This is a genomic window from Bacillus sp. FSL W8-1141 (genome assembly GCF_038593205.1).
Taxonomy (GTDB): Bacteria; Bacillota; Bacilli; order Bacillales; family Bacillaceae; genus Bacillus; species Bacillus altitudinis.
Genome location: NZ_CP151973.1, coordinates 66,602 through 88,276 on the forward strand (window position 1 = coordinate 66,602; position 21,675 = coordinate 88,276).

21 protein-coding genes and 2 tRNA genes are annotated in these 21,675 nt (G+C 42.2%); all 23 read left to right on the plus strand.

The genetic code is table 11. The annotated features are described in order from the left end of the window. Window positions 1-27: 27 nt before the first annotated feature. The 23 genes from spoVT (at window position 28) to pabC (ending at window position 21,675) form a co-directional block, all read left to right on the plus strand. Window positions 28-564: a stage V sporulation protein T gene (gene spoVT / locus NSQ52_RS00350; protein WP_007496196.1), complete on the plus strand. Its 537-nt coding sequence runs from the start codon at window positions 28-30 to the stop codon at window positions 562-564. Window positions 565-768: 204 nt separating this feature from the next. After that, a complete protein-coding gene (locus tag NSQ52_RS00355) occupies window positions 769-2,373 on the plus strand; it encodes a polysaccharide biosynthesis protein (protein ID WP_342473802.1) in 1,605 nt (534 codons plus the stop codon). Further along, window positions 2,363-3,847, plus strand: a complete 1,485-nt coding sequence (gene mazG / locus NSQ52_RS00360; protein ID WP_342473803.1) for a nucleoside triphosphate pyrophosphohydrolase — start codon at window positions 2,363-2,365, stop codon at window positions 3,845-3,847. Before NSQ52_RS00355 ends, mazG begins: the two co-directional genes overlap by 11 nt. Continuing rightward, window positions 3,844-4,104: an RNA-binding S4 domain-containing protein gene (locus NSQ52_RS00365; protein WP_008341839.1), complete on the plus strand. Its 261-nt coding sequence runs from the start codon at window positions 3,844-3,846 to the stop codon at window positions 4,102-4,104. The genes mazG and NSQ52_RS00365 overlap by 4 nt, the downstream gene beginning before the upstream one ends. 74 nt (window positions 4,105-4,178) lie before the next feature. After that, a complete protein-coding gene (gene yabP, locus NSQ52_RS00370; protein WP_007496190.1) occupies window positions 4,179-4,487 on the plus strand; it encodes a sporulation protein YabP in 309 nt (102 codons plus the stop codon). Further along, a complete protein-coding gene (gene yabQ, locus NSQ52_RS00375) occupies window positions 4,484-5,122 on the plus strand; it encodes a spore cortex biosynthesis protein YabQ (protein ID WP_017359315.1) in 639 nt (212 codons plus the stop codon). The genes yabP and yabQ overlap by 4 nt, the downstream gene beginning before the upstream one ends. Before the next feature lie 18 nt (window positions 5,123-5,140). Further along, window positions 5,141-5,515, plus strand: coding sequence for a septum formation initiator family protein (locus tag NSQ52_RS00380; RefSeq protein ID WP_007496186.1), 375 nt, complete (start codon window positions 5,141-5,143; stop codon window positions 5,513-5,515). A gap of 82 nt (window positions 5,516-5,597) precedes the next feature. Then, a complete protein-coding gene (locus NSQ52_RS00385) occupies window positions 5,598-5,996 on the plus strand; it encodes a S1 domain-containing RNA-binding protein (protein ID WP_003217901.1) in 399 nt (132 codons plus the stop codon). Window positions 5,997-6,175: 179 nt separating this feature from the next. Continuing rightward, window positions 6,176-6,249: transfer RNA gene (locus tag NSQ52_RS00390), tRNA-Met, on the plus strand. Window positions 6,250-6,274: 25 nt separating this feature from the next. Further along, a tRNA-Glu gene (locus NSQ52_RS00395) sits at window positions 6,275-6,346 on the plus strand. Window positions 6,347-6,549: 203 nt separating this feature from the next. Further along, window positions 6,550-9,033, plus strand: coding sequence for a stage II sporulation protein E (gene spoIIE / locus NSQ52_RS00400; protein WP_035391551.1), 2,484 nt, complete (start codon window positions 6,550-6,552; stop codon window positions 9,031-9,033). A gap of 76 nt (window positions 9,034-9,109) precedes the next feature. After that, window positions 9,110-9,844 carry a VWA domain-containing protein gene (locus tag NSQ52_RS00405; protein WP_008341829.1) on the plus strand — a complete coding sequence of 245 codons (735 nt, stop codon included), beginning with the start codon at window positions 9,110-9,112 and terminating at the stop codon, window positions 9,842-9,844. Further along, window positions 9,828-10,838 (plus strand): protein kinase, encoded by a 1,011-nt coding sequence (locus tag NSQ52_RS00410; RefSeq protein ID WP_082136076.1) that lies wholly within the window; start codon window positions 9,828-9,830, stop codon window positions 10,836-10,838. The genes NSQ52_RS00405 and NSQ52_RS00410 overlap by 17 nt, the downstream gene beginning before the upstream one ends. Before the next feature lie 96 nt (window positions 10,839-10,934). Beyond that, a complete protein-coding gene (gene tilS / locus NSQ52_RS00415) occupies window positions 10,935-12,338 on the plus strand; it encodes a tRNA lysidine(34) synthetase TilS (protein WP_342473804.1) in 1,404 nt (467 codons plus the stop codon). A gap of 15 nt (window positions 12,339-12,353) precedes the next feature. After that, on the plus strand, window positions 12,354-12,893 hold the full coding sequence (gene hpt, locus NSQ52_RS00420) for a hypoxanthine phosphoribosyltransferase (RefSeq protein WP_007496175.1): 540 nt from the start codon (window positions 12,354-12,356) through the stop codon (window positions 12,891-12,893). Between the two features lie 95 nt (window positions 12,894-12,988). Continuing rightward, window positions 12,989-14,893, plus strand: a complete 1,905-nt coding sequence (gene ftsH, locus NSQ52_RS00425) for an ATP-dependent zinc metalloprotease FtsH (protein WP_024719367.1) — start codon at window positions 12,989-12,991, stop codon at window positions 14,891-14,893. 163 nt (window positions 14,894-15,056) lie between these two features. Then, window positions 15,057-15,833 carry a type III pantothenate kinase gene (locus NSQ52_RS00430; protein WP_008341820.1) on the plus strand — a complete coding sequence of 259 codons (777 nt, stop codon included), beginning with the start codon at window positions 15,057-15,059 and terminating at the stop codon, window positions 15,831-15,833. Between the two features lie 15 nt (window positions 15,834-15,848). Next, on the plus strand, window positions 15,849-16,724 hold the full coding sequence (gene hslO, locus NSQ52_RS00435) for an Hsp33 family molecular chaperone HslO (protein WP_007496169.1): 876 nt from the start codon (window positions 15,849-15,851) through the stop codon (window positions 16,722-16,724). A 52-nt stretch (window positions 16,725-16,776) separates the two neighbouring features. Then, window positions 16,777-17,679, plus strand: coding sequence for a peptidyl-prolyl cis-trans isomerase (locus NSQ52_RS00440; RefSeq protein WP_025206605.1), 903 nt, complete (start codon window positions 16,777-16,779; stop codon window positions 17,677-17,679). Between the two features lie 77 nt (window positions 17,680-17,756). Further along, window positions 17,757-18,680, plus strand: a complete 924-nt coding sequence (gene cysK / locus NSQ52_RS00445; protein ID WP_008341814.1) for a cysteine synthase A — start codon at window positions 17,757-17,759, stop codon at window positions 18,678-18,680. A gap of 124 nt (window positions 18,681-18,804) precedes the next feature. Further along, complete coding sequence (locus NSQ52_RS00450) at window positions 18,805-20,223, plus strand: anthranilate synthase component I family protein (protein ID WP_342473805.1); 1,419 nt, start codon at window positions 18,805-18,807, stop codon at window positions 20,221-20,223. A gap of 13 nt (window positions 20,224-20,236) precedes the next feature. After that, the gene (gene pabA / locus NSQ52_RS00455; protein ID WP_008341810.1) at window positions 20,237-20,830 is read left to right on the plus strand and encodes an aminodeoxychorismate/anthranilate synthase component II; all 594 of its coding nucleotides are present in this window, start codon (window positions 20,237-20,239) and stop codon (window positions 20,828-20,830) included. Further along, a complete protein-coding gene (gene pabC / locus NSQ52_RS00460; protein WP_024719370.1) occupies window positions 20,827-21,675 on the plus strand; it encodes an aminodeoxychorismate lyase in 849 nt (282 codons plus the stop codon). Before pabA ends, pabC begins: the two co-directional genes overlap by 4 nt.

The window sequence follows — 21,675 nt, forward strand, 5'->3', positions numbered from 1 at the left end:
CATCAAACGAAAGAGAGGCAGCAGTGAATGAAAGCAACTGGAATTGTACGCCGCATCGATGATCTAGGTAGAGTGGTTATACCAAAGGAGATTCGCAGAACATTGCGTATCCGGGAAGGAGATCCACTTGAGATTTTTGTCGACCGCGATGGAGAAGTCATTTTGAAGAAGTATTCACCGATTAGTGAGCTAGGAGACTTTGCGAAGGAATATGCTGATGCTTTATTCGACAGTTTGGGTCATTCTATCCTCATCTGTGATCGTGATACGTATATTGCTGTATCCGGCAGTTCAAAAAAAGAGTACTTAAACAAATCCATTAGTGATTTACTTGAACGAACAATGGATCAGCGTAATTCTGTATTAGAGGACAGCAAGAAAGAAATTCAGCTAGTGGATGGTATTGATGATGATGTATCAGCTTATACCATTGCACCTATTGTTGCAAACGGAGATCCAATTGGCGCCGTCGTTTTATTTTCTAAAGAGCGTTCAATGGGAGAAGTGGAGCATAAAGCGGCAGAAACGGCAGCTGGCTTCTTAGCCCGTCAAATGGAACATTAGGTCTAATAATTCTATATCATCTTGATAAAAAGAAAGAATGCCGATGAAATCATCTGATTTTGTCGGCGTTTTTTATATGGGATGAAACAAAATAATGAATGTATCGTCTACTCCTTAGAAAGAAACGGCTTGCCAGTCACTTATGATATAATGAGTGCGTTTAAATGCAGGTATATTTTTTGATTGAACATAAAGGAGTCATCCATGAAAAATGCTGTGAATCAGCCGCATTGGCTTTTCCAAGGTGCGGTGATTTTAACCATCGCAGGCTTGTTATCAAAGGTACTGAGTGCCGTATATCGTGTCCCTTTTCAAAATATCGTAGGAGACACAGGTTTTTATATTTATCAGCAGGTCTATCCCTTTCTTGGCATTGCGATCATGCTCGGCACCACTGGTTTTCCTGTGATGGTGTCCAAGCTCCTGAGCGAGCATGGTGCGGAGAATCGCCGAATCATTACAAAGGTATCCTTGGTGTATATCACTTTGCTGAGCTTGGTCTTATTTCTTTGTTTATATATAGGAGCAGGCACAATTGCGAATCTCATGGCAGACAGTCAATTAATGCTTCTCATCCAGATGAGTTCGTTTGTGTTTCTATTTCTGCCGCTTACCGTGATGCTGAGGGGTGTTTTTCAGAGTGATGGGCTGATGCTCCCCACTGCGGTCTCTCAATTGGCTGAGCAGCTCATCAGAGTAGGCGTCCTGCTTGTTTTATCTTTCTATTTTGTGAGACATGGCTATTCGCTTTATGAAACAGGAGCGGGTGCGGTGTTCTCTTCTATAGCTGGAAGTGCTGCTTCACTCCTTTTGCTTCTTTTCCTTTGGCTGACCTATCGGAAGCGGTTGTCAGCGAGCAAGACATTAAAACAGGCTACACTGCGGAAAAAAGATGTGCTGAAGAGTTTGGTGCTGTATACATTGACGATTTGTGTGAGTGGATTGCTGATCCTATGGATGCAAATGATCGATGCTTTTCACTTGTATGCGCTACTGCGCGGTGAGGGACTGAGTGAAGCAGCTGCAAAGGCGGCAAAAGGCGTATATGACCGAGGTCAGCCGTTCCTGCAGCTCGGGACGGTGTTTGCAATTAGTATCGGGACGTCTCTTGTTCCGTTTTTGTCGTCGGCCTTAAGAAAAGGTCAGCATGAAGTAATTCGTGAAAAAGTACGTACATCGTTTAAGGCAACATCGGTGCTGGGGATTGGTTCAGCTGTCGGGCTTATATGTATTTTATCGTCTGTGAACATTATGCTTTTTCGTAATGACTTAGGGACAGATGCGCTGCAAATATTTTGCATATCCATTGCCTTTACATCAATGGCGATTACGCAAACCGCTTTACTTCAGGGTCTGGGACATACCGTGTACCCGGCTGTTGTGGTCCTGATCAGTGTACTGGTGAAATGGGGGCTGACGCTGGCTCTTGTCCCGTTATTCGGCATTTATGGAGCTGCTTGGTCGACTGTTTGTGGGTTTCTCGCCGCCGCTGCGCTCAATGCGGTGTATTTGAAGCATAAAGGGTGGATTTCAATAAGAGAGCTATTCCCAGTGAAAATTCTTTTATCAGCAGCATTCATGGCCGTCGTTTTAATTGGATATCAGGCATTGTTTTCTTGGGTCATTCCCTTTGAGAAACGTCCGTTTTCTGTTTTAGAGAGCCTGACTTCAGTTTTTATTGGTGGTTTCGCCTTTTTATATAGTATTCTTAAGCTAGACGTATTTACGGAAGAGGAATGGAGACTCATTCCATTAGGAGAAAAGATTTTATATTTTAAACAGATGAGAGGGAATCGAAATGGCAGGTAAGATTACAGTCGTTGGTCTTGGGGCAGGCGACATGGATCAGCTGACGCTCGGTGTATATAAGCAGCTGAAGCAGGCGAAAGAAGTATACATGAGAACGCAGGATCATCCACTCACCGCAGAATTGATGCAGGAAGTCCCGTCTCTGACCTTTTTTGATGAGATATATGAAAAGCATGATCAGTTTGATGCAGTGTATGAGGAAATCACAGACATTCTCTTCCGAGAGGCTGAGGGGAAAGATATTGTTTATGCAGTACCAGGTCACCCGTTTGTAGCGGAAAAGACAGTGCAGCTTCTTGTTTCACAACAGAAGGAGCGCGGGGTTGAGGTGTACGTGGCTGGTGGACAAAGCTTTTTGGATGCGACGTTTAATTCCTTACAGATTGACCCAATTGAAGGGCTGCAATTCGTTGACGCAGGGGATATGAGAGCGGATGATCTAAAGTTGACCCAGCATGTGCTGATCTGTCAAGTATATGATCAGATGACAGCCTCGAATGTGAAGCTGACCCTCATGGAAAAGCTACCTGACGATTATGAAGTCTTTATCGTAACGGCAGCTGGAAGCAGTCAGGAACAGATTACAGGTGTTCCTTTATTTGAACTTGATCGAGATGTGTCGATAAATAACTTAACGAGTGTTTATGTGCCTCCAATCCAAGATGAAAAGCTACTCTATCAACAATTTGACACTTTCCGTGAAGTCATTCGTACATTAAGAGGTCCTGGCGGCTGTCCTTGGGATCAAAAACAAACGAATGAGTCGCTCAAACCATATTTAATTGAAGAATGTTATGAGTTGCTGGAAGCCATAGATGAAGACGATCCAGATCATATGGTTGAAGAACTCGGAGATGTACTGCTTCAAGTTTTACTCCATGCCCAAATTGGTGAAGATGATGGTTATTTCTCAATGGATGACGTCATCCAGCATGTCACAGAAAAAATGATTCGACGACATCCGCATGTGTTTGGTGATACGGATTTGTCTGAAGCATCAGATGTCGTCGCCAACTGGGAAAAAATCAAGCAGCAGGAAAAACCGGAGCGTGCAGCATCTATTTTGCAATCCATTCCAACGACACTTCCAGCTTTAACAAAAGCTTATAAGCTCCAAAAGAAAGCAGCGAAAGTGGGCTTCGATTGGACAGAAGTAGAGGATATTTGGAACAAATACGAAGAGGAAAAGCAGGAATTCCTTGTGGAAGTGGCAGAGAAAACGGATGAAGGTGCAACAAAGCAGATGAAGGATGAATTTGGGGATCTTTTGTTTGTTCTCGTCAACATCGGCAGATTTTATCACCTAGAGCCTGAAACCGCCCTCTCTTCTGCAAACACAAAATTTATGCGGCGCTTTCAGCATATCGAACAAAAGGCAAAGGACATGGGACGTTCACTAGAGGACTTGACCCTAGAAGAAATGGACGATCTGTGGAACGATGCTAAACGCATAGAAAGAGGTGAACATACATGAGACTAGATAAATTCTTAAAAGTGTCTCGTTTAATCAAAAGAAGAACATTGGCAAAAGAAGTAGCCGATCAAGGGAGAATTTCCATTAATGGCACTCAGGCGAAAGCCAGCTCTGACGTGAAAGAAGGAGACGAGCTTCAAATCCGCTTCGGCCAAAAGCTTGTGACCGTTCAAGTCAACGAGTTAAAAGACACAACGAAAAAAGAAGAAGCTGCTGGCATGTATACCGTGCTAAAAGAAGAGAAAACAGCAGAATAGGGCTTGTTCTAAATGTCCCGCTTGTCACATACAATGCAGTAACAATGCAAGTATGAGATATGGGGGATGTATAAATGAATCAATATTATAATCAACCTCAAGGCACGAAGTTGTCATCAGAAGCCGAGCATCATGTCACAATGCGCAACAGAAAGCATTTAGATATTACCGGGGTCAAACAAGTCGAGAGCTTTGATAATGAAGAATTTCTGCTTGAGACTGTCATGGGAGTCCTCGCCATTCGCGGAGAAAATCTGCAAATGAAAAACTTAGATGTAGAAAAGGGCGTTGTGTCCATTAAAGGGCGTGTCTTTGACTTAATCTATGTAGATGAGCAGCACGGGGAGAAAGCTAAAGGATTTTTTAGCAAGCTGTTTAAATGACACTGACGGTCCAGTTTTATACGATGCTTTCGATGGCGGCGATGGGCATCTGGCTGGGCGCATCGCTGGATACGTACAAGCTGTTTGTGAACCGGGAAAAAACAGCAAAATGGCTGCTGGTCATTCACGACCTCCTTTTTTGGGTGGTGCAGGGTCTCTTATTCTTTTATGTCCTGCTGCTGACCAATGAGGGAGAATTCAGGCTTTATATTTTTCTAGCTGTTGCTTTAGGTTTCTCGATGTACCAGGCATTGATGAAACAGCTGTATATGAACATCCTCAAGTTTGTGATGAGGTGTATTTATCAGACTGTTCTCGTCCTGAAAAGGCTGATCATGTCGATGGTTTTCCAGCCCATTCGCTGGATCGTTGGTTTGATCATAAGTGCTCTTCTGTTCTTGTTCCACTCGCTCTTACGCCTTGTTCGTTTTGCGTTTCGACTCGTGTGGAAGGTGCTGTATATTGTTTGTTATCCGCTTATTTGGTTACTTAATGTAACCATTATTCATCGAATTCCCGAAAAATGGCGAACATCAATGAGGTTGTTTTTCTCAAAAGGAGCAGGAATTTTACAAGGGATCAAGAAATTATCTCGTACCATGAAAACGAAATGGAAACAATTCTGGACAAAGTAAGAGAGGAGGCCTTCATCCTTGAACGAGAGAAAAAGAAATATCGCACAAATTCAAAATGATTATCAAAAACAAATGGAACAGCAAGCGCAGCGCCTAAAACGCAAACGCCGGGGACTCCTTAGAAGGCTTACCGTGTTTGGAGTCATTGTGCTCATGTTTGCTGTTTTGGTAACAAGTGCCCTCTGGTCGCAATCGTCTGCATTGAAAGAAAAAGAAGAGAAGAAGGTTGCGCTTGAAAAAGAATTGAAGCAATTACAAACAAAGCAGGAAGATATTTCTGATGAAATCAAAAAGCTGAAAAGCAAAGAATACGTACTCGAACTGGCACGACGGGACTATTATATGTCTAAAAAAGGCGAAAAAATCTTTGATGTGGGCAATAAGAGCGATTAGCCTTGTTGACACTTAAAATTCAGTTTATGTATAATTGAACAAATGAGATTTTTTTATAAGTCTAAGGAGGAGCACTTTTTTTATGTCGATTGAAGTTGGCAGCAAGTTACAAGGGAAAGTTACGGGCATTACAAATTTTGGAGCTTTTGTGGAGTTGCCAGGCGGTTCAACTGGTCTCGTTCATATCAGTGAGGTAGCCGATAACTATGTAAAAGATATTAATGAGCATTTAAAAGTCGGTGAACAAGTTGAAGTGAAAGTGATTAACGTTGAAAAAGACGGTAAAATCGGCTTGTCCATTAAAAAAGCAAAAGATCGTCCTCAACAACAACAATCAAGACCGAGCAGAAATGATTTCCGTCCGAAGGAATCGTTTGAGCAAAAAATGAACAAATTCTTAAAAGATAGTGAAGACCGCTTAACATCTTTAAAACGTAACACGGAATCAAAACGTGGGGGACGCGGAGCAAGAAGAGGTTAACTTGTTGCTGCTTTCTATATATCTTTCACAACAAAGCACCTGCTGTTTAGCGGGTGCTTTTTTTCAATACAAATTCAACGTTTTTGGTGATTTCGCCATTTAATTTAAAACTTTCTATTGACGGACAAGCGAATCCTTTGTATTATAGTTCTTGTGCTTCTTAGCGCATTTTATATTATGGCGGTGTAGCTCAGCTGGCTAGAGCGTACGGTTCATACCCGTGAGGTCGGGGGTTCGATCCCCTCCGCCGCTATCCTTTTAAAAAGAACAATAAGCAAGGCCCGTTGGTCAAGCGGTTAAGACACCGCCCTTTCACGGCGGTAACACGGGTTCGAATCCCGTACGGGTCATCTTCAAAACAGCTTTCTATAGGAAAGCTGTTTTTTTGTGCTTTCGTAAAATTCTGATGAAAGACATCGACTTTCAAGAAAGTATGCCTTTTTGGCAAATAAAGCGTCGAACGTTTTATGGAAACGACAACTTCTTTTGACAAAATTTCTTTTTCACCTTCGCTATAATGACAAGCAACGAATATCAGGTGGGGGATGAAAAGATGGAAAAACTAGAAAGAAGAACTGATTTAACGGGAGCCGGGTTTGAAAGAATCAGTGCAGGGTTAAAAAAGATGAAAAACCTGTTTCTTCATCATACGCATTCTCTTTTTTTCTATAAAGGGTTTATTTATGTTGTTCTGGGCTTTTTATTGGGACGAGCCTTTATCTTATCTGAAATTATGCCATTTGCATTGCCTTTCTTTGGGTCCATGCTGCTCATTAAAAGGGATAAAGCGATGCTTGCTTGTCTTGCTTTACTCGCTGGAGCGATGACGATATCACCACAAAATGCATTATTCGTGTTTGCGTCATTGATCGTGTTCCTCCTCATGTCAAAGGTCGTTTCATTCATCATCAAAGACCCAGTGAAAACATTACCGGTTGTGATTGTGCTCTCCATGCTGATAACCAGGGGAGCTTTTGTATACCTCGAGCAGGGTGCGGTTCAAAGCTATGACTATGTGATGGCGGGGGTTGAAGCTGGACTTGCCTTCATTTTGACACTGATTTTTCTTCAAAGTTTGCCGATTTTTACAGTCAGGAAAATCAAACACTCCTTAAAGGTTGAAGAAATTATTTGCTTTATGATATTAATTGCTTCAGTTTTAACAGGTCTGGCTGGGATCACATTTCAAGGAATGCAGGCAGAGCATATTTTGTCACGATATGTAGTGCTGAGCTTTGCCTTTATTGGAGGAGCGAGTATTGGTTGTACAGTGGGTGTTGTAACTGGATTAATTCTTGGTCTCGCCAACATCGGCAACCTTTATCAGATGAGTCTGCTTGCCTTTTCGGGCTTATTAGGCGGATTACTAAAAGAGGGGAAAAAAGCAGGAGCCGCCATCGGCTTGATTGTGGGTTCTTTACTAATCTCCCTCTACGGTGAAGGGTCAGCAGGGCTGATGACCACGCTATATGAATCACTCATCGCAGTTGCACTGTTTTTGCTCACGCCACAGTCAGTAACGTCCAAGGTGGCAAAATATATTCCTGGTACGGTAGAGCATGTACAGGAACAGCAGCAATATGCCAGAAAAGTACGAGACGTGACAGCAAAAAAGGTAGATCAATTCTCTAATGTATTTCATGCGCTGTCTGAGAGTTTTGCGACATTTTACGAATCCATTCCTGAGGAGAAGAAGCAGGAAGAGGATGTAGATCTTTTTTTAAGTACGATCACAGAACGTTCCTGTCAAACGTGCTATAAGAAAAATAAATGCTGGGTGCAGAACTTTGATACAACCTATGAACTCATGAAACAAGTTATGCATGAATCTGATGAAAAAACGTACGAGCATAACCGGAAGTTGAAAAAGAAATTCAGTCAGCACTGCTCAAAATCAAAGCATGTAGAAGAATTGATTGAAGAGGAGATAGCTTACTATAAAGCAAATCAGACCTTAAAGAAAAAGGTCCAAGACAGCAGGCGCCTTGTGGCCGAACAACTGATGGGTGTCTCACAAGTCATGGAGGATTTTTCCCGGGAAATAAAACGAGAAAGAGAGCAGCATTTTATTCAGGAAGAGCAGATGATAGAAGCACTTCAGAACTTTGGAATTGAAATTCAGCAAGTTGAAATTTATAGCTTAGAACAGGGAAATGTTGATATAGAGATGAGAATTCCTTATTGCCAAGGTCATGGGGAATGCGAAAAAATCATTGCTCCAATGCTCTCGGATATTTTAGAAGAACAAGTTTTAGTCAAAGCAGAGCAGTGTGCGGAGCATCCAACAGGTTATTGTCATGTTGTATTCGGTTCTGCAAAATCGTATCGAGTGTCTACAGGTGTAGCACATGCAGCGAAAGGCGGAGGATTAGTATCAGGAGACAGCTACAGCATGATGGAGCTGGGTGCAGGTAAATATGCCGCAGCTATTAGTGATGGGATGGGAAATGGAGCAAGAGCCCATTTTGAAAGCAACGAAACGATCAAGCTGTTAGAAAAAATCTTGGCGTCTGGTATTGATGAAAAAGTAGCGATTAAAACGATTAATAGCATTTTATCTTTACGGACAACAGATGAAGTCTATTCCACATTAGACTTATCCATCATTGATTTACAGGATGCGAGCTGTAAGTTCCTCAAGATTGGCTCCACCCCAAGTTTTATTAAACGTGGTGATCAAGTGATGAAGGTACAGGCCAGCAACTTGCCTATTGGTATTATTGATGAATTTGAAGTAGAAGTGGTGAGTGAACAGATGAAGGCAGGAGATCTCCTTATCATGATGAGCGACGGTATCTTTGAAGGACCAAAGCATATCGAAAATCATGATTTGTGGGTCAAACGAAAAATGAAGAGCTTTAAAACAGAAGATCCGCAAGAGATTGCTGATTTATTAATGGAGGAGGTCATTCGCACAAGAGCAGGTCAAATCGATGACGATATGACGGTTGTCGTTATTAGGCTCGACCACAATACACCAAAATGGGCATCCATTCCGACAGGTACATTCTACCTTCAGAAACAAGAGATTTCTTGAAATATCGTATAATATGAATTTCTTCTGGCGATGATGGGGATATAAGCATTCAGTTACAATCCCAGGAGGAATGAAGATGCGAAAAGGTCACGTAAACCAAATCTTACTGATTACAGATGGCTGCTCAAATCATGGGGAAGACCCACTTGCGATTGCCGCATTGGCAAAGGAGCAAGGGATCACAGTCAATGTCATTGGCATTATGGAAGAGAACAGACACGATCATGAAGCGATGAAAGAAGTAGAGGGGATTGCTCTAGCAGGCGGAGGCATTCATCAAGTTGTCTACGTTCAGCAATTGTCTCAAACCGTACAAATGGTTACAAAAAAGGCGATGACGCAAACGTTACAAGGTGTTGTGAATAAAGAATTGCAGCAAATTCTTGGCAAAGATACTGAAATTGAAGAACTTCCCCCAGATAAGCGTGGAGAAGTGATGGAAGTTGTGGATGAGCTCGGTGAGACTGTTCATCTTCAAGTGCTTGTGCTTGTGGATACGAGTGCAAGTATGAAACCGAAGTTGCCAACGGTCAAAGAAGCACTCATCGATCTCTCTATTAGTCTAAATTCGAGAATTGGTGAAAATCAGTTTGGGATGTGTGTATTTCCCGGGAAAAACTCAGATGCAGAAATTGTGTTGAACTGGACGCCACGGTTCGATTCGTTATCATCGATTTTCCCGAAGCTGACAACAGGAGGAATTACACCGACAGGACCAGCAATTCGAGAAGCACTCCAGCATTTCAAATCAGTTCGTTCACGAAAAGGGCTGCTTGAAGCGAAGGAAGAACATGATGAATTCGGCTTCTAACATCCCATTAGGTACAATGATAAAAGGAAAGTGGCATCATCAACATTACCGCATTGTAAAAGAGCTGGGAAAAGGGGCGAACGGTGTGGTTTATCTGGCCGAATCGCCAAAGGGACAAGTGGCCCTTAAAGTGAGTGATGACAGTATGCTCATTGCATCTGAAGTCAATGTATTAAAATCCTTTTCAAAGGCTCCTGTGAAAACCATGGGGCCTTCTTTTTATGATATGGATGATGCTCTTTATCCTGGAATGTCAGAGAAACGGTCGTTTTATGTCATGGAGTATGTCAGAGGGCCATTGCTGCTTGAATTTGTGAAGCAAAAAGGCGATGAATGGATCGTCGTTCTCATGATTCAACTGTTATCTAACCTTGCTCACTTACATAAGGAAGGCTGGATCTTCGGTGACTTGAAGCCTGATAATCTCATCGTTTCAGGCCCCCCAGCTACGATTCGATGTATTGATGTTGGAGGAACAACGAAGGCAGGAAGGGCTATTAAGGAATACACCGAGTTTTTTGACCGCGGCTACTGGGGCTTCGGTACAAGAAAAGCAGAACCTTCTTATGATCTATTTGCCTTAAGTATGGTCATGGTGAACTGTGCCTATAAAAAAGAATTTAAAAAAGGGGCAGAACCAGAAAAGCAGCTTTATCGAGCGATTGAAGGACATCCTTTATTAAAGCGATATGAGAGGGTGTTAAAAGCGGCTCTCCAAGGTAAATATCAATCAGCGGCAGACATGAAAAGCGCGATGCTGAAAGAAGGACAATTGCTTGCTTCAAGAAAATCACGACAGAAGAAGCCATCACAGCAAAATAGGCAAAAGCCAGCTGTTCCCCAACATCAACAGGCCGCACCTTCACGATCAAGAGTTGCTGCTGCGAAAAGAACATCAGTACGTAAAAAATCAGGCGGTCTTTTTGAAACCATTCTCATCTTATGCAGTGTGCTCGCTCTTTACTGTGCCTATGTGGTTTTATTCCTATTATAGAGCTGTAAAAAAGCAGGCTTCTTCTTTGCTTGGAGCTAATGAAAGTGATAGGATATGTATATCTTTAAATTACCTGCTCTTTGTGAGGAGGAAGTTGTGAATAGAATTGAATCTTTTTTGAAAAAACATGATGTTTTCCTTGAAAATACGACAGTCATTGTCGGGGTTTCTGGCGGACCAGATTCTATGCTCTTGCTGCATGAACTAAACAAACGTCGAAAAGGTTCCTTTCAGCTGATTGCAGCCCATGTAGATCACATGTTCAGAGGAGAAGAATCCTTTGCTGATTTGGCATTTGTTGAAGCGTACTGTAAAGAGCATGAGATCCTTTTTGAATCGGCTCGTATACAGGTCACCCAATATGCAAAAGAAAACCGCTTAAACAAACAGGCAGCTGCAAGAGAGTGCAGATATGCTTTCTTTCGTCAATTGATGGAACAGTACAGCGCTCAATTTATAGCGCTTGCACATCATGGAGACGATCAAGTAGAAACAATGGTGATGAGGCTGACAAGAGGGACTGTTGGAATAGGACTCGCAGGTATGCAAGCAAAGCGCCCTTTTCAAGAAGGGTGGCTGATTCGTCCGCTGATTGGATATTCTAAGGATGATGTACTCACTGCTTGCGAAAAAGAACAAGTTCCTTATGTCATTGATCAAAGCAATCACACCGATGACTACTTGAGAAACCGGATCAGAAGACACGTTCTTCCCGTGTTAAAAGAAGAGGCACCTTATGTGCATGAAAGCTTTCAGTTTGTAAGTGACATGCTGACTGAGGATGAGCAGTACTTGCAGGCATTAACAAAGGATCAAATGCATCAAGTCATTACGAATCAAATGCCTAAGCAAATTGAGATCAAAACGAAGCCTTTGCTTGACCTGCCTTTGCCTTTACAAAGAAGAGGCATTCAACTAATATTAAACTATCTTTATGAAAACACTCAATCAGCGTTTTCAAACCAGCATATTCTAGGGACTTTGGACTGGTTATCTCATACTGATCAACCGTCTGGATCATTAGATTTGCCAAAAGGTTTACAAGCTGTCAAATCTTATGATCACTGTATGTTTACCTTTGAACGATCGCTTGTCATAGATCAGTCATATACTCATCATTTAAAAGGTGAGCTTGGCGAGGAACTTTTTCTCCCGAATGGACAGTCTATCTTAGTATCAAATCATGTTCCGGAGGATGCACGGAACGGAAACCATTTTTTCTTGCTTCAAAAAGATCATGTTCGTCTTCCTTTGATCATTCGCTCACGAAAAAACGGTGATCGAATCAAACTTAAAGGGATGAATGGATCAAAAAAGGTGAAAGATATATTTATTGATAAAAAAGTGCCTCTTGCAGAAAGAGACAGCTGGCCGATCGTCACTGACTCGGATCATCAAATCATCTGGATCCCAGGTCTGAAAAAATCCGTTTTTGAAGAAATTGATATGACAAACAGCGATCTCATTGTATTACAATATAGACAGCACGAAAATTTGTAGGGGGCAAGCAAAAGCATGAAACAAGATATTGAAAAGATTTTGATCTCAGAAGAAGAGATCCAGCTAAAAGTGAAGGAACTGGGTGCAACATTAACCAGCGATTATGATGGTAAATTTCCCCTGGCTATTGGTGTTTTGAAAGGGGCTCTTCCATTCATGGCAGACCTGATCAAACACATTGATACATATTTAGAGCTTGATTTTATGGATGTATCTAGCTACGGAAAGTCTACCGTATCTTCTGGAGAAGTGAAGATCATCAAAGATCTAGATACTTCTGTTGAAGGAAGAGATATTCTAATTATGGAAGATATCATCGACAGTGGGTTAACTTTGAGTTATCTGGTAGAGCTTTTCCGATACCGTAAAGCAAACTCCATTAAAATTGTGACATTGCTTGATAAACCAAGCGGCCGCAAAGCAGACATCAAAGCAGATTATGTTGGGTTTGAAGTACCAGATGCATTTGTTGTTGGCTATGGATTGGATTTTGCCGAACGTTACCGAAACCTCCCGTATATTGGAGTGTTAAAACCATCTGTTTACGAAGGCTAATGAGCACACGTTTACATGAGGTTATTGGTTGTGTTGGAATGATTTTCTATGATACTATTGAACATAGTTGTGCTTACTGTGGGAGGAGGTAAGGAATGAATCGGGTTTTTCGTAATACGATTTTTTATATACTTATTTTATTACTTGTGATAGGGGTTGTCAGTTGGTTAGGATCCCCTAATCAAAAGCCTGAGAACATGTCTTACAGCAAATTTTCGCAAAATTTAAGTGCGGGAAAAGTGGAGAGTATCTCCATCCAGCCTGTAAGAGGGGTTTATGAAATTCGTGGTCAATTAGATGGCGCGAAGAAAGATGAATACTTCATTACCCATGTTCCAGATGGTCAAGGTGTTGACCAGATTTACAGTGCACTGAAGAATACAGATGTAAAAGTAGAACCAGCACCTGAAACAAATGGATGGCTGCAAGTTCTGACAACCATCATTCCATTCATCATCATCTTTATCCTGTTCTTCTTCTTATTGAACCAAGCTCAAGGCGGTGGAAGCCGTGTCATGAACTTTGGTAAGAGTAAGGCAAAGCTTTACACAGAAGAGAAGAAACGTGTGAAATTTAAAGATGTTGCCGGTGCGGATGAAGAAAAACAAGAGCTCGTAGAAGTGGTTGAATTCTTAAAAGATCCACGTAAATTTGCGGAGCTTGGCGCAAGAATCCCTAAAGGGGTTTTACTAGTAGGACCTCCAGGTACAGGTAAAACATTGCTTGCGAGAGCATCTGCAGGAGAAGCAGGCGTTCCTTTCTTCAGCATCAGTGGTTCTGACTTCGTCGAGATGTTCGTCGGTGTCGGTGCATCACGTGTACGTGATTTGTTTGAAAATGCGAAAAAGAATGCACCTTGCTTAATCTTTATTGATGAGATTGATGCAGTGGGTCGTCAGCGTGGAGCAGGTCTTGGCGGTGGTCATGATGAGCGTGAACAAACGCTTAACCAGCTTCTTGTTGAAATGGATGGTTTTAGTGCCAACGAAGGGATTATTATCATTGCTGCAACGAACCGTGCAGATATCCTAGATCCTGCATTGCTACGTCCGGGACGTTTTGACCGTCAAATTACGGTTGACCGCCCAGATGTCATTGGCCGTGAAGAAGTACTGAAGGTTCATGCGAAAAACAAACCGCTTGATGATACAGTCAACTTGAAAGCCATTGCAAGCAGAACACCAGGGTTCTCTGGGGCAGATCTTGAGAACTTACTAAACGAAGCAGCACTTGTTGCTGCCCGTCAAAACAAAAAGAAAATTGATATGCGTGATATCGACGAAGCGACTGACCGTGTCATTGCTGGACCGGCTAAGAAAAGCCGTGTCATTTCGAAGAAAGAACGTAATATCGTGGCGTACCATGAAGCAGGTCATACCGTCATTGGGCTTATCCTAGACGAAGCGGATATGGTGCATAAAGTAACGATCGTTCCTCGTGGTCAGGCAGGCGGATATGCGGTCATGCTTCCAAGAGAAGACCGTTATTTCCAAACGAAGCCAGAGCTTCTTGATAAAATCGTCGGCTTGCTCGGCGGCCGTGTTGCAGAGGAAATTACGTTTGGTGAAGTAAGTACAGGCGCACACAACGACTTCCAGCGTGCAACAGGTATTGCAAGAAGAATGGTCACAGAATTCGGTATGTCTGATAAACTTGGTCCTCTACAATTCGGTCAAGCACAAGGAGGTCAAGTATTCCTTGGCCGTGATTTTAACAACGAGCCGAATTATAGTGAAGCGATCGCTTATGAAATTGACCAAGAAGTTCAGCGCTTCATCAAAGAAAGCTACGAACGTGCGAAACAAATTCTCACTGAGAATAAAGATAAGCTAGAAATCATCGCACAGGCTCTTCTAGAAGTGGAAACATTAGATGCTGAACAAATTAAATCTCTTTACGAAACTGGAAAGCTTCCAGAGCGTGTATACGCAGATGACGAAGAGAAAAACGATGATGTGAAAGTGAACATCAAGAAAAAAGAAGAAGACGAGGAGATCTAATCTCCTTCTATAAAAAGCTGTCGGGCTCACCGGCAGCTTTTTTTATTTCGATTCATGAATGGATCGGTTTCGAATTGTTTACAAATGGAACTCAATTCGTGTATGGTATGATAGAAAGTCGAAAAATGCTCTTTTTGAGACACTATTCAAAGTGGTGATGAAGTTGTTACTCGTGATAGATGTAGGAAACACAAATACCGTTTTAGGTGTTTATCATAATGGCGATTTGAACTACCATTGGCGGATTGAAACAAGCCGTCATAAAACAGAAGATGAATTTGGTATGGCAATCCGATCCTTATTTGACTATGTAGGGCTGATGTTTGACCAGATAGAAGGGATTATCATTTCTTCTGTTGTCCCGCCAATGATGTTTGCTCTGGAAAGAATGTGCGAAAAGTATTTTCACATTACTCCTCAAATCGTTGGGCCTGGCATGAAGACTGGATTAAACATTATGTGTGATAATCCAAAGGAAGTCGGCGCTGATCGAATTGTGAACGCAGTGGCGGCCATTCACCTGTATGGGGCGCCTCTCATTGTGGTAGACTTTGGAACGGCCACAACCTACTGCTATATCAATGAACAAAAACAATACATGGGTGGCGCAATTGCACCGGGTATTACCATCTCAACAGAAGCTTTATATACAAGAGCGGCTAAGCTGCCGAGAATTGAAATTGTCCGTCCAGATCACATTGTTGGAAAAAATACCATCAGTGCGATGCAATCCGGCATCCTTTATGGATATGTTGGTCAAGTCGAGGGCATAGTGAAACGGATGAAGCAGCAAGCCAAACAAACACCGAAAGTCATTGCAACAGGCGGTTTGTCTACATTGATTGGAAATGAATCAGACTGTATTGATATTGTCGATCCGTTCCTCACATTAAAAGGACTTCAATTAATTTATGAACGCAATCGTGTCGGTGTATTATAGGAGGGTTTAATCAAAATGGATTATTTAGTTAAAGCGTTAGCATATGACGGGAAAGTCCGTGCGTATGCTGCGAACACAACAGATACAATCAACGAAGCGCAGAGAAGACACCATACGTGGCCAACTGCTTCAGCTGCAATCGGCAGAACCATGACAGCGACTGTCATGATGGGAGCCATGCTGAAAGGCGAGAATAAATTAACTGTCAAAATTGAAGGCGGTGGGCCGATCGGAGCCATCATTGCAGATGGAAACGCAAAAGGTCAGGTGCGCGGATATGTCTCAAACCCACAAGTTCACTTTGATTTAAATGAACATGGGAAGCTGGACGTTAGACGTGCTGTTGGAACATCTGGAACGTTAAGTGTTGTCAAAGATATCGGACTGAAAGACCACTTTACAGGGCAAACGGAAATTGTCTCAGGTGAAATTGGAGATGACTTTACTTATTACCTGGTCTCCTCTGAACAAGTGCCATCCTCTGTAGGTGTGGGTGTTCTTGTCAATCCAGACAACTCGATCCTTGCAGCAGGCGGTTTCATCATTCAATTGCTGCCTGGAACAGAAGATGCAGTCATCGAAAGACTCGAAAAGAGATTATCAACCATTGAACCGATCTCTAAACTGATTGAAAAAGGGATGACTCCTGAAGAAATTTTAGAAGAAGTGCTCGGTGAAAAACCTCAAATCTTAGAAACTGTACCTGTCGAATTTTCTTGTAACTGCTCAAAAGAACGGTTTGCCAACGGTATTATCAGCCTAGGGAAAGCCGAAATTGAGGATATGATTGAACAAGACGGACAAGCAGAAGCTCAATGCCATTTTTGTAACGAAACGTATGTATTTACAAAAGAAGAGCTAGAAGAGCTACGTGAAGAAATAACCCGCTAAGCTCTAAGCAGCGGGTTTTCTTTTTAGAATGGAAAGGAGACGAAAGATGAGACTGAAAGCAAGAGTGGTATGGACATTTATTCTCGTTCTGCTCATGATTAATGCCGTTGTCATTGCATATGTATTAACAAAGTCACAAATGTCGCAGGCTTCTTCAAATGGGAAGAGCGGTGAAGAAATTGCTTCTATTGGGAAAGAGAAAGTCACACGTCAAGAATGGTTAAAGAAAATGGAAGACCGCTACGGAAAGGCAACACTTGAACAAATGATTAATCAGAAGGTAGTCAATCAGCTTGCGAAAGAAAACAAGCTGGAGGTATCTTCAAAAGAGATCAATCGTGAGCTGCTGATGCTGAAAGCGGTATCTAATAATTTCTACGAAGACGGTCATACAAGTGAAAAGGAATGGAAAGAGCAGATTCGTTATCAAATTTTATTAGAACAGCTTCTAACGAGAGATGCGGTCGTTTCTGAAAAAGAAGCCAAATCCTTTTATGAAAAAAACAAAGACTTGTATCAATATGATGACTCATACCGAATTCGACACATTGTTGTGAAAACAAAAGACGAGGCACAAAGTGTATTAAAAGATTTAAAGGGCGGATCTAGTTTCGAAGCTGTAGCAGCTGAACGATCCACCGATCGATATACCTCTCCTTACGGCGGAGATCTTGGATTTGTCACAGAAGAGCAAGAAAGCATTCCAGCCCTATACATACAAGAAGCCCAAAAGCTTCAGCCAGATGAATGGACGAAAGAGCCGATCGAGATCAAAAATGGTTATGCCATCATACAATTAAAAGAAAAATTAAATGGCCGCTCCTTCTCTTATGAAGAAGTCAAAGATCAGATCAAAAGGCAGATCGCCATGGAAGATCTGGGTGAAAAGGCGAATGTCAAAACCCTGTGGAAAGAAGCAAAAGTCACATGGTTTTACGATGGAGAGCAGGACTAAAAGCATTGACAAAATTTTTCGAAATTGATAATTTAATATTAATACAATAAAATTACTCGGAGATAGAGGTGTTAGTGATGGCTCGTATTGCAAATTCAGTTTTTGAACTAATAGGAAATACACCAGTCGTTAAATTAAACCGTTTAGTAGATGAAGACAGTGCGGATGTCTACTTGAAACTTGAATATATGAACCCAGGCAGCAGTGTAAAAGATCGTATTGCGTTAGCGATGATCGAAGATGCTGAAGCAAAAGGTACATTAAAAGCTGGCGACACACTCATTGAGCCTACAAGTGGAAACACAGGAATCGGTCTTGCGATGGTCGCAGCTGCAAAAGGAATCAATGCGATTTTAGTTATGCCGGATACAATGAGTCAGGAGCGCCGCAACCTTTTACGCGCTTACGGTGCAGAGCTTGTCTTAACACCGGGTGCAGAAGGAATGAAAGGTGCCATCAAAAAAGCAGAAGAATTAGCAGAAGAGCACGGATACTTCATGCCTCAGCAGTTTAGCAATGAAGCCAACGCTGAGATTCACCGCCGCACAACAGGGAAAGAGATTCTTGAACAGTTTGACGGCGACCTTGATGCATTTATTGCAGGAGTTGGTACGGGTGGTACGATTACAGGTGCTGGTGAAGTCCTGAAAGAAGCCATTCCATCTATTCAGCTTTATGCGGTAGAACCAACAGATTCTCCTGTACTATCAGGCGGGAAACCAGGTCCGCATAAAATTCAAGGCATCGGAGCAGGGTTTGTTCCATCTATCTTGAACACAGAAGTATATGACGGCATTATCCAAGTGAAAAACGAAGATGCATTTGAACTTGCAAGAAAGGCAGCGAAAGAAGAAGGAATCCTTGGTGGTATATCTTCAGGAGCAGCCATTTATGCAGCGCTTCAAACAGCGAAGAAGCTTGGTAAAGGGAAAAAGGTTCTAGCGATTATTCCAAGTAACGGTGAACGTTACCTTAGTACGCCGCTTTATCAATTTGATTAAACAATACACCCCAGCATTTGCTGGGGTTTTTTCATGAATTCTGAAGATGGAAAGCAAATACTATTTTCTAAATAAATTGGATTGCATTACAATAAGATTAATGAAAATGAAAAAGGATGATAACATGACACAACGTAGGCCGATGGGCATCAAAATTCCTTTTACGAAAGAAGCATTCTTGAAACGATACGAACAATTAACGGCTCATGAATCACATCACGTCCTTCTTGAAAGTGCACGTGGCGGAGAATACAGTATTGCCGGCATTCATCCGATCGCTAAAGCGAAAGGGAAGGACGGGATGACCACCATCCATTATCAGAATGAGGTGTTGTTCAAAGAGGGAGATCCTTTTAGGGCATTTGCTGATTGGTTTCAAACCCTACAAACCGAAACGAACGACGAATATCCTGACTTCCAAGGTGGAGCGATTGGATTTTTAAGCTATGATTACGCAAGATATATCGAGCATTTTAAAATGCTGTCCATCGATGATTTGAAGACGCCTGATTTGTATTTCCTCGTATTCAATGATGTCGCTGTCTTTGATCATAATAAAGACGTCCTCTGGCTGATCACTCATACAGAAGGAGACGAACCTGTCAGTGAAGTTCATCAAAGACTCGAAGAATTAAAGCAAAGCTGGACAAGCACATCCGAAGAATCAACACATTCACCTGTTAACGTGTCTTCTTCGGAATGTGTACCTGCTGCACCTTTTACTGAAGAAGCTTTCGGGGAAGCTGTAGAAACGATTAAACAATATATCGCCAGCGGTGACGTGTTCCAAGTGAACCTATCCATTAGACAAGATGAACAGCTTCATACCCACCCATATCATTTATACAAAACATTACGTCACGTGAATCCATCTCCATATATGTCATATCTGCACACGCCAGATTTCCAAATTGTCTGTGGATCTCCAGAGCTGCTTATTAAGAAAAAAGGCATTCAGCTCGAAACAAGACCGATCGCTGGCACAAGATCAAGAGGCAAGGATGATGCGGAAGATCAAGCGCTGGCAAAAGAACTCATTGAAGATGAAAAAGAACGCGCAGAACATGTGATGCTCGTTGATCTTGAGCGGAATGATCTTGGACGAGTGTCTACTTATGGCTCAGTCAAGGTGAACGAGTTTATGGCCATTGAGAAATATTCACACGTGATGCACATTGTATCAAATGTCCAAGGGGAGCTGCGTGATGATTGTGATGCAGTAGATGTCATGAGAGCTGTATTCCCAGGCGGCACAATTACAGGTGCGCCAAAAGTGAGAACAATGGAAATCATAGAAGAGCTTGAGCCGACAAGGCGTGGGCTTTATACTGGATCTATAGGCTGGTTTGGATTCAATCAAGATATGCATTTTAATATCGTCATTCGCACGGCTTATTGTACAGGGGGCAGAGCCTTCATGCAGTCAGGTGCAGGCATTGTCATCGATTCTGTACCAAAGCACGAATACAAAGAATCGATTAAAAAAGCCTATGCAGTGAAAAAAGCATTACAGTTGAGCAAAGAAGAGACTATTTTGAGTTAGAGGTGAGCAGAGTATGATATTAATGATTGATAATTACGATTCATTTACGTACAACCTGGTCCAGTATTTAGGTGAGCTTGGGGAAGAACTGATTGTAAAACGAAACGATCAAGTCACTATTCAAGAAATCGAAGAGCTCAAGCCAGACTTTCTGATGATTTCTCCAGGACCTTGCAGTCCGGATGAAGCAGGAATTAGTATGGAAGCGATCAAACATTTTGCTGGGAAGATTCCGATCTTCGGTGTCTGTTTAGGTCATCAATCCATTGCACAAGTATTTGGTGGAGATGTCATTCGTGCGGAGCGGTTAATGCATGGGAAAACATCAGAGATTGAACATGACGGCAAAGGTGTCTTCACGGGACTCCAAAATCCGCTCGTCGCAACGAGATATCATTCATTAATTGTTAAAGACGAGACGCTGCCGGAGTGCTTTGTCAGAACAGCGAGCACAAAGGAAGGCGAACTCATGGCCATTCGCCATAAAGAACTTCCGATTGAAAGTGTTCAATTCCATCCAGAATCAATTATGACATCCTTCGGTAAGGAAATGCTCAGAAATTTCATTGAAACCTATCGTAAAAAGGGGAATGAAGTAAACGCATGATCATTTACCTGAACGGTCAGTATATAGAGGAGAAAGACGCGACTCTTTCTCCTTTTGATCATGGTTTTCTATATGGCATCGGTGTATTCGAAACATTTACCTCTCTAGCAGGACAAGTCTTCTTGTTAGACTGGCATCTTGAAAGGCTCAATCAATCATTGCGTGACCTTTGCATCGAATCCACAATAGAGAAACCATTTGTACTCGACATCATTCATACATTATTCAATCAAAACCAAATAACGGACGGTTATGCGAGGATCCGCTTCAATGTTTCTGCGGGCAGAGGTAATGGATTTTCTGCAGACCCTTATGAGGAGCCTGTTGTTTTTGTGATGATCTCCCCCTTCCGGCCTGAATCAATAGTAGATGAAAAACAGGGAATCATTCTTGATACAAGAAGAAACACACCAGAAGGTCCAAGACGGCTCAAGTCGCATCATTACATGAACAACCTGCTGGCGAAAAGAGAAGTAGGGAACGATCCGTCGGTAGAAGGGATCTTTTTAACAAAAGAAGACGATGTGGCAGAAGGAATTACGTCAAATCTATTTTGGCGAAAAAAAGATGTGATCTATACACCTTCACTTGATACCGGCATTTTAAACGGGGTTACCCGTCGATATTGTATCGAAACGCTGCAAGCTTCGGGGATCCCACTAATAGAAGGAAGATATCCACTCTCACACTTGCTCTCAGCTGATGAGGCGTGGATGACCAATTCGGTTCAGGGAATTGTGCCTTTTAAAAATATCGGAGACACCGTCCTGCAAAACCACAACCGAACGATTTCGACCAAGCTGAGAACAGAATATACAAAAGAACGTCTAGAACATAAAGAGTAG

Bases quoted from the DNA above. Each gene is read 5' to 3' on its own strand.
- spoVT (WP_007496196.1), top strand. From the start codon at position 28: ATGAAAGCAACTGGAATTGTACGCCGCATCGATGATCTAGGTAGAGTG.
- NSQ52_RS00355 (WP_342473802.1), top strand. From the start codon at position 769: ATGAAAAATGCTGTGAATCAGCCGCATTGGCTTTTCCAAGGTGCGGTG.
- mazG (WP_342473803.1), top strand. From the start codon at position 2,363: ATGGCAGGTAAGATTACAGTCGTTGGTCTTGGGGCAGGCGACATGGAT.
- NSQ52_RS00365 (WP_008341839.1), top strand. From the start codon at position 3,844: ATGAGACTAGATAAATTCTTAAAAGTGTCTCGTTTAATCAAAAGAAGA.
- yabP (WP_007496190.1), top strand. From the start codon at position 4,179: ATGAATCAATATTATAATCAACCTCAAGGCACGAAGTTGTCATCAGAA.
- yabQ (WP_017359315.1), top strand. From the start codon at position 4,484: ATGACACTGACGGTCCAGTTTTATACGATGCTTTCGATGGCGGCGATG.
- NSQ52_RS00385 (WP_003217901.1), top strand. From the start codon at position 5,598: ATGTCGATTGAAGTTGGCAGCAAGTTACAAGGGAAAGTTACGGGCATT.
- spoIIE (WP_035391551.1), top strand. From the start codon at position 6,550: ATGGAAAAACTAGAAAGAAGAACTGATTTAACGGGAGCCGGGTTTGAA.
- NSQ52_RS00405 (WP_008341829.1), top strand. From the start codon at position 9,110: ATGCGAAAAGGTCACGTAAACCAAATCTTACTGATTACAGATGGCTGC.
- NSQ52_RS00410 (WP_082136076.1), top strand. From the start codon at position 9,828: ATGAATTCGGCTTCTAACATCCCATTAGGTACAATGATAAAAGGAAAG.
- hpt (WP_007496175.1), top strand. From the start codon at position 12,354: ATGAAACAAGATATTGAAAAGATTTTGATCTCAGAAGAAGAGATCCAG.
- ftsH (WP_024719367.1), top strand. From the start codon at position 12,989: ATGAATCGGGTTTTTCGTAATACGATTTTTTATATACTTATTTTATTA.
- hslO (WP_007496169.1), top strand. From the start codon at position 15,849: ATGGATTATTTAGTTAAAGCGTTAGCATATGACGGGAAAGTCCGTGCG.
- cysK (WP_008341814.1), top strand. From the start codon at position 17,757: ATGGCTCGTATTGCAAATTCAGTTTTTGAACTAATAGGAAATACACCA.
- NSQ52_RS00450 (WP_342473805.1), top strand. From the start codon at position 18,805: ATGACACAACGTAGGCCGATGGGCATCAAAATTCCTTTTACGAAAGAA.
- pabA (WP_008341810.1), top strand. From the start codon at position 20,237: ATGATATTAATGATTGATAATTACGATTCATTTACGTACAACCTGGTC.
- pabC (WP_024719370.1), top strand. From the start codon at position 20,827: ATGATCATTTACCTGAACGGTCAGTATATAGAGGAGAAAGACGCGACT.